We start from the raw sequence: 6,457 nt of genomic DNA, 5'->3' as shown, positions 1-6,457 counted from the left end.
CTGTTCGGTGAGGCGCCCGTAAAGGTATCTCTCAAAGTCGTCATGGGTGACGGTCATGGACAGGCTCCTTTCTGTCGATGCCACACAGGCACTTGCGGAAAATGCGCGCACATGGTAAAATATTTGTGCGTGAGGCCCGTAAGAGCCTGTGCGTGGTGTGGGGGGAACGGTACTCTTGCTGGGGTGGCCGTTCCCCTCTACTTTTTCTGGGTCAGCTCAGCGTGAAGCCGATGAACCTCAGCGCGAAGAACTTCTGAGCGACTAATTTTCAGGATTTTGCTGCACTCATCGAGCTTGCGGAGAGTTTCGTCGTCGATGCGGAAGCGCATCATAACGTTTTTTGGGCTGTCGGTGGGCCGGCCGATTTTCTTCTGTTCGCTGATGCAGTCCCCTCCTTTCTGTAGCGACAATATTATTATATAATTGTAGCTACGAAAGTCAAACGTTTTACGCACAGGTACTTGTGGAAATCATGCGCACATGGTAAAATATTTGTGCGCGAGGCCCGCAAGGGCCTGTGCGTTGGGTCGGAAACGGCGGGATTCTTGTTGGGGATTGCGCCGTTTCCTTCACTTTTTTTCGCCTACGAGCCGTTCAATTGCAATCCGAACTGCGTCAGAGCGAGAAACAGAATGTTTCCGGCAGTATGCGTCGAGTTGTTCCAACGTTTTTTCATCGACGCGGATGCCCATGCGGTACGGCTTGGGATGATCGGTCGGTCGGCCGAGTTTCTTGTCGGACAGGAGATCACCTCCTTTTTGTTCGACAATATAATTATATATTTATGTCGAACAAAAGTCAAGTGTTTTACGCACAGGTACTTGTGGAAATCATGCGCACATGGTAAAATATTTGTGCGTGAGGCCCGCAAGGTCCTGTGCGTGGGGTCGGAAACGGCGGGCTTCCTGTGGGAGGATCGCCGTTTCCTTCACTTTTCCTTGAGGCTTTTGATGCCGTCCCGGATCGCTTCCGGTTGGGTTTTCTGATGCCGTGTGCAGTAATCAAGGAGGATTTTGAAGTCCTCATCATTGATACGTGCGCCAACCTTATGCGGTTTCGGGTCGGTCGTCGGCCGCCCCATTTTTGCGGCGGTCAGATGCGTCACCTCCTTTGACTTTTGACCCCAAAATAATTATATGAGTTTTGGGGTCAAAAGTTAAGAACTTTTTGGAAGCGTTTGCATGTGCCTTCTTCTTGCAGTTGGCTGGACGTGAGCGGAGGGGGGATTCTCAAGGGGGGCGAGCTTTGCGCCCTGCCTTCTTCAAGTGAGCCCCCCTTGAGCGCCCTTCTTTCGTCCATTTCTTGGGCGCGCAAGAAATGGACCCGCCCGCCGGGGCGGGTCCCGGCAATCCTTGCCGCCGAAGGCGGCACATCTAAAGCACCCCGAAGGGGTGCGTAACAAAGCCCTCCGACCTCTGGGCGGAATATCTAAAAACTGCCGCCGCCGGCCGGCTGCCGGAAAGCTCCGCCGCTCTCCGGGCGGCAGATCCAAAAGAAAGGAGCCCGCCAATGGACGAATACACAACGATCAAAGCCTTTGCAAGCGACGAATTCACCGAGCGGCGCTCCCGTTTCATCGGGCATGTGAAGCCTGCCGCCAGCGAGGAGGAGGCGGCCGCCTTCATCGCGGAGTGCCGCGACAAATACTGGGACGCGAGCCACAACGTCTACGCCTACATCCTGCGCGACGGCCAGACCCGCCGCTATTCGGACGACGGCGAGCCGCAGGGGACGGGGGGCGTGCCGGTGCTCGAGGTGCTCCAGCGGGAGGGGCTGACCGACCTGGTCTGCGTGGTGACGCGCTATTTCGGCGGGGTCCTGCTCGGCGCGGGCGGCCTGGTGCGGGCGTATTCCCACGGCGCGAAGCTCGCGGTCGACGCGGCGGAGCGGATGACGATGAGCGAGTGCACCGAGCTTGCGCTCGAATTCGGCTACGACCTCTACGGAAAGATCTCCTACCTGCTGCCGCAGTTTCACGCACAGACGACGTTTTCCGACTTTGGGGCGGTCGTGCGGTTGCAGGTGCTGGTGAAGGACTGTTTTGTCCCGTCCTTTGAAAAGGCGCTGGCGGAGGGCACCTCCGCGCTGGTGACGCCGCGGGCGGTCGACCGCCGGTACGCCTGCATCCCCGAATGATTCCTGTCGAACGGTGGAACATCCTGCCTTTTGCAAGAAATTTCTGCATCAGGCAGGAATTTTTTTATCTGCGGAGTATAATATAGTAGAACAAACTGCAAACCAGCATGGAAAGCCGCTTGGCGGGAGGGGGAGACAGCATGACGGTCCGTGAGCAGACCCAGGAAATCCAGGCGCGCACCCTGTCAAAATACGCCAGCCTCTCCCAAAACTCGCTCGGGCGCGAACGCCCGGTCGAGGACTGCCCGCTGCGGACGCCCTACGCGCGCGACCGCGACCGGATCCTCCACTGCAAGTCGTTCCGGCGGCTGATGCATAAGACGCAGGTGTTCCTCTCCCCCGAGGGGGACCACTACCGCACCCGGCTGACCCACACGCTGGAGGTGAGCCAGATCGCGCGGACGATCGCCGTCGCGCTGCGCCTCAACGAGGAGCTCACCGAGGCGATCGCGCTCGGGCACGACCTCGGGCACACGCCGTTCGGACATGCCGGGGAGCGCGCGCTCAAGGAGGTCTGCCCGCACGGGTTCTCCCACGCGCGGCAGAGCGTGCGGGTCGTCGAACAGATCGAGAACAACGGCGCGGGACTCAACCTCACCTGGGAGGTGCGCAACGGCATCGGCTGCCACTCCTACTCCAACCCCTCCCCGGAGGGCCGGGCAAAGACGCTCGAAGGCCGCGCCGTCTATTTCGCGGACAAGATCGCCTACCTCAACCACGACCTCGAGGACGCGCTGCGCGCGCGGGTGCTGACGCAGGACGACATCCCCTGGACGATCAAATACGCGCTCGGGCGCACCAAATCCCAGCGGATCACCACCCTCATCACCTCGCTGGTGGAAAACAGCGGAGAGGACGTCGTGATGGACAAGGCGGCCGCCGAAGCGTTCGCCCAGTTCAACTCGTTCATGTATGAGGCGGTCTACCTCAACCCCGTGGCGAAGGGGGAGGAGGGCAAGGCGGAGGAGGTCGTAAAGAGCCTCTACCGCCACTTCGCGGAGCACCCGCAGGAGCTGCCCGACGAATACCAGGCGATCTATGAGCGGGAGGACGCCGCGCGCGCCGCCTGCGATTACATATCGGGCATGTCCGACCGGTACGCGGTCGCGACCTATGAACGGCTGTTCGTTCCGCGCCCGTGGGAAATCTATTGATTGAAACAAACCGGAAAGGAGGCGGCCGCCGATGATTTCAGAACTTTTTTTGCAGGAGCTCAAAAGCTACAGCGACATCGAACAGGTCGTCTCCTCCTATGTGCATCTCAAACGGCGGGGGCGGGTGGCCACCGGGCTCTGCCCCTTCCACTCGGAAAAGACCCCCTCCTTCACCGTCTACCCCGACAACCAGAGCTTCTACTGCTTCGGCTGCGGCGCGGGGGGCGATGTGATCACCTTCATCCGCCGCATCGAAAACCTCGAGTATGTGGAGGCGGTGCGCTTCCTGGCCCAGCGGGCGGGCATGGCGATGCCGGAGGACACGCGGGACGACGGCATGGCGCGCCTCAAGGCCCGCGTGCTCGAGCTCAACCGCACCCTCGCGCGGTTCTACCACAGCTGCCTGCGGGGCCCGCAGGGCAAGCCGGGGCTCGACTACCTGCACGGGCGGGGGCTTGCCAACCAGACGATCATCCGGTTCGGCCTCGGCTACGCGCCCGACAGCTGGGATTCCGCCTGCAAATACCTGCGCTCCAAGGGCTTTACCGACGACGAGATGACGGCCGCCGCGGTGGCGGCCAGGGGGAAGAGCGGCGGCCTCTACGACAGCTTCCGCAACCGGGTGATGTTTCCGATCATCGACCTGCGGGGCAACGTCATCGGGTTCGGCGGGCGGGTCATGGGGGACGCGAAGGGGCCCAAATACCTCAACTCGTCCGACACGCCCGTCTTTAAAAAGAGCCGCAACCTCTTCGCGCTCAACTTTGCGAAGGCCTCCAAGCGGGAGGGGCTTATCCTCTGCGAGGGGTATATGGACGTGATCGCCATGCACCAGGCGGGGTTCGACAACGCCGTCGCGACGCTGGGCACCGCGCTCACCTCCGAACAGTCGCGGCTGATCGCGCAGTATGCCCAGGGCGTCATCCTCTCCTACGACTCGGACGGCGCGGGGCAGGCCGCGACCCGGCGGGCGGTCGGCCTGCTCGGGGAGGTCGGCGTGAAGATCAGGGTGCTGTCCATCACGGGGGCGAAGGACCCCGACGAATACATCAAGAAATTCGGCGCCGAGCGGTTTTCGCTGCTGCTCGAGGGCGCGTCGAACGCCACGGAGTTCGAGATCGCCAAGCTCCGGCAGAAGTACGACTGCGACACCGCCGACGGCAAGGTCGCGTTCCTGCGGGAATTCGTTGCGCTGATGGCGGGGATCCCCAACGCGGTTGAGCGGGACGTCTACATCTCCAAGGTGGCCGCCGAACTGGAGGTGGCCAAGGAGGCGGTCGAGACGCAGCTCAAGTTCGAGCAGAAGCGCGCGTCCAAGCGCCGCCGGCGGGACGCCTCCGAGCTCAAGGTCTACAGCGAGGTCAAGGCGCCCAGCCAGCGGCAGGATTTCCAGCGGGCGCGCAACATCAAGTTCGCGCTGGCGGAGGACAAGCTGCTGGGCATCCTCATGAAGAATCCGGATTATTACGCGCATGCCGCGTCCCGGATCACGCTCGAAGATTTTGTCACCGACCGCAACCGCGAGCTTGCGAAGGTGCTGTTCGAGCGGCTGGCGGCGGGGCAGTCGGTGGAGCTCAGCCTGCTGTCGGCGCAGCTGACGGTGGACCAGATGGGCGTTGCGTCCGAGCTGGTCAACGCCGTATCGGGTATGATGTTCGGCGTGGAGGATGTCGACAGCTATATCGACACCATCCTCAGCCATAAAAATATCAAGTCGCAGGACGAGGTCGCGGCCATGACGGATGACGATCTGAAGGCGTACATAGCCTCGTTGGCGTCCAAGAAGAAGTCAAACTGATTTAGGGGGACATGCAGCAATGGGTGTACAGGAAAAGAAAGCCGTCTTGAAGGAACTGCTGGAGAGCGGCAAGGCAAAGGGCAAGCTGACCACCAAGGAAATCAGCGACGCGCTCGAGGAACTGGATTACGACGTCGAACAGGTCGACAAGATGTACGACCTGCTGGAGCAGAACAATATTGAGATTATCGAGGACATGGTGACGCCGGTCGAGGAGGACTTCAAGGACCTCGGCAAGGGCGCCGACCTCGATGTGGCGCTGGCCGCCGAGGGCATCAACATCGACGATCCGGTGAAGGTCTACCTCAAGGAGATCGGGCGGGTGCCGCTGCTCTCCGCCGACGAGGAGATCGATCTTGCCGTGCGCATGGGGCAGGGGGACGTCGAGGCGCGCAAGCGTCTTTCGGAGGCGAACCTGCGCCTTGTCGTCAGCATCGCCAAGCGGTACGTCGGCCGCGGGATGCAGTTTTTGGACCTCATCCAGGAGGGCAACCTCGGCCTCATCAAGGCGGTCGAAAAGTTCGACCACACCAAGGGCTTCAAATTTTCCACCTACGCGACCTGGTGGATCCGCCAGGCGATTACCCGCGCGATCGCCGATCAGGCGCGCACCATCCGCATCCCGGTGCACATGGTCGAGACGATCAACAAGGTGAAAAAGGTCTCCTCCCAGCTGCTCCACAAGAACGGCCACGAGCCGACCGCCGATGAGATCGCGGCCGAGCTCGACATGCCGGTCGACAAGGTGCGCGAGATCATGCGGGTGGCGCAGGAGCCGGTGTCGCTCGAAACGCCGATCGGCGAGGAGGAGGACAGCCACCTCGGCGATTTCATCCCCGACGACGACGCGCCCGCCCCGGCGGACGCCGCTTCCCATGTGCTGCTCAAGGAGCAGCTCTCCGAGGTGCTCCAGACCCTCACCCCGCGCGAGGAAAAGGTGCTCCGCCTGCGTTTCGGCCTCGAGGACGGCCGCAGCCGCACCCTCGAGGAGGTCGGCAAGGAGTTCAACGTCACACGCGAGCGCATCCGCCAGATCGAAGCCAAGGCCCTGCGCAAGCTCCGCCATCCCTCCCGCAGCAAGAAGCTGAAGGACTTCCTCGACTAAAGGAAAACTTTTGAAAAAGAAGCGGCCGCCCGGAAGGGCGGCCGCTTCTTTGGGTTTTCGTTGCCGACCGGCGGAAATGTTCTTAGATATGCCGCTCGACGAGCGGCGGAGCTTTCACGGGAATTGCCGCCCTTGGCGGCAAGAATCACGAGCGCGTTCCGCCGCGCGCAGGTTTTAGATTTGCCGCTCATCGGGCGGCAGAGCTTTCACGGGAATTGCCGCCTTTGGCGGCAAGAATCACGAGCGCGTTCCGCCGCGCGCCAC

Annotated in this window: 6 protein-coding genes; 4 read left to right on the top strand and 2 right to left on the bottom strand. The window is 61.6% G+C overall.

Annotated features, from left to right (window positions below):
* Nucleotides 1-569: 569 nt before the first annotated feature.
* Both RDM88_RS12905 and RDM88_RS10985 read right to left on the bottom strand, forming a co-directional pair.
* Complete coding sequence (locus tag RDM88_RS12905) at nucleotides 570-692, bottom strand: ribbon-helix-helix protein, CopG family (RefSeq protein ID WP_374045460.1); 123 nt, start codon at nucleotides 690-692, stop codon at nucleotides 570-572.
* 236 nt (nucleotides 693-928) lie between these two features.
* Nucleotides 929-1,105, bottom strand: coding sequence for a hypothetical protein (locus RDM88_RS10985; RefSeq protein WP_172439106.1), 177 nt, complete (start codon nucleotides 1,103-1,105; stop codon nucleotides 929-931).
* Between the two features lie 404 nt (nucleotides 1,106-1,509).
* Between RDM88_RS10985 and RDM88_RS10980 the strand changes: the two genes are divergently transcribed.
* From RDM88_RS10980 to rpoD, 4 genes are all read left to right on the top strand, one after another.
* The gene (locus RDM88_RS10980) at nucleotides 1,510-2,136 is read left to right on the top strand and encodes a YigZ family protein (RefSeq protein WP_308754881.1); all 627 of its coding nucleotides are present in this window, start codon (nucleotides 1,510-1,512) and stop codon (nucleotides 2,134-2,136) included.
* A gap of 140 nt (nucleotides 2,137-2,276) precedes the next feature.
* Entirely contained in the window at nucleotides 2,277-3,290 is a 1,014-nt protein-coding gene (locus tag RDM88_RS10975) for a deoxyguanosinetriphosphate triphosphohydrolase (protein WP_308754880.1), read from the top strand.
* A gap of 31 nt (nucleotides 3,291-3,321) precedes the next feature.
* Nucleotides 3,322-5,088, top strand: coding sequence for a DNA primase (gene dnaG, locus RDM88_RS10970; protein WP_308754879.1), 1,767 nt, complete (start codon nucleotides 3,322-3,324; stop codon nucleotides 5,086-5,088).
* A 19-nt stretch (nucleotides 5,089-5,107) separates the two neighbouring features.
* On the top strand, nucleotides 5,108-6,193 hold the full coding sequence (gene rpoD / locus RDM88_RS10965) for an RNA polymerase sigma factor RpoD (protein WP_308754878.1): 1,086 nt from the start codon (nucleotides 5,108-5,110) through the stop codon (nucleotides 6,191-6,193).
* Nucleotides 6,194-6,457: the final 264 nt, after the last annotated feature.

The organism is uncultured Anaerotruncus sp., from assembly GCF_902490045.1.
Classification (GTDB): domain Bacteria; phylum Bacillota; class Clostridia; order Oscillospirales; family Ruminococcaceae; genus Anaerotruncus.
Note: the sequence above shows the minus strand (reverse complement) of the source record. Positions and strands in the feature narration are given on the sequence as shown.

Excerpts from the sequence above, each read along its gene's own strand:
- RDM88_RS10980 (WP_308754881.1), top strand. The coding sequence starts at position 1,510 with ATGGACGAATACACAACGATCAAAGCCTTTGCAAGCGACGAATTCACC.
- rpoD (WP_308754878.1), top strand. The coding sequence starts at position 5,108 with ATGGGTGTACAGGAAAAGAAAGCCGTCTTGAAGGAACTGCTGGAGAGC.
- RDM88_RS10975 (WP_308754880.1), top strand. The coding sequence starts at position 2,277 with ATGACGGTCCGTGAGCAGACCCAGGAAATCCAGGCGCGCACCCTGTCA.
- RDM88_RS12905 (WP_374045460.1), bottom strand. The coding sequence starts at position 692 with ATGGGCATCCGCGTCGATGAAAAAACGTTGGAACAACTCGACGCATAC.
- dnaG (WP_308754879.1), top strand. The coding sequence starts at position 3,322 with ATGATTTCAGAACTTTTTTTGCAGGAGCTCAAAAGCTACAGCGACATC.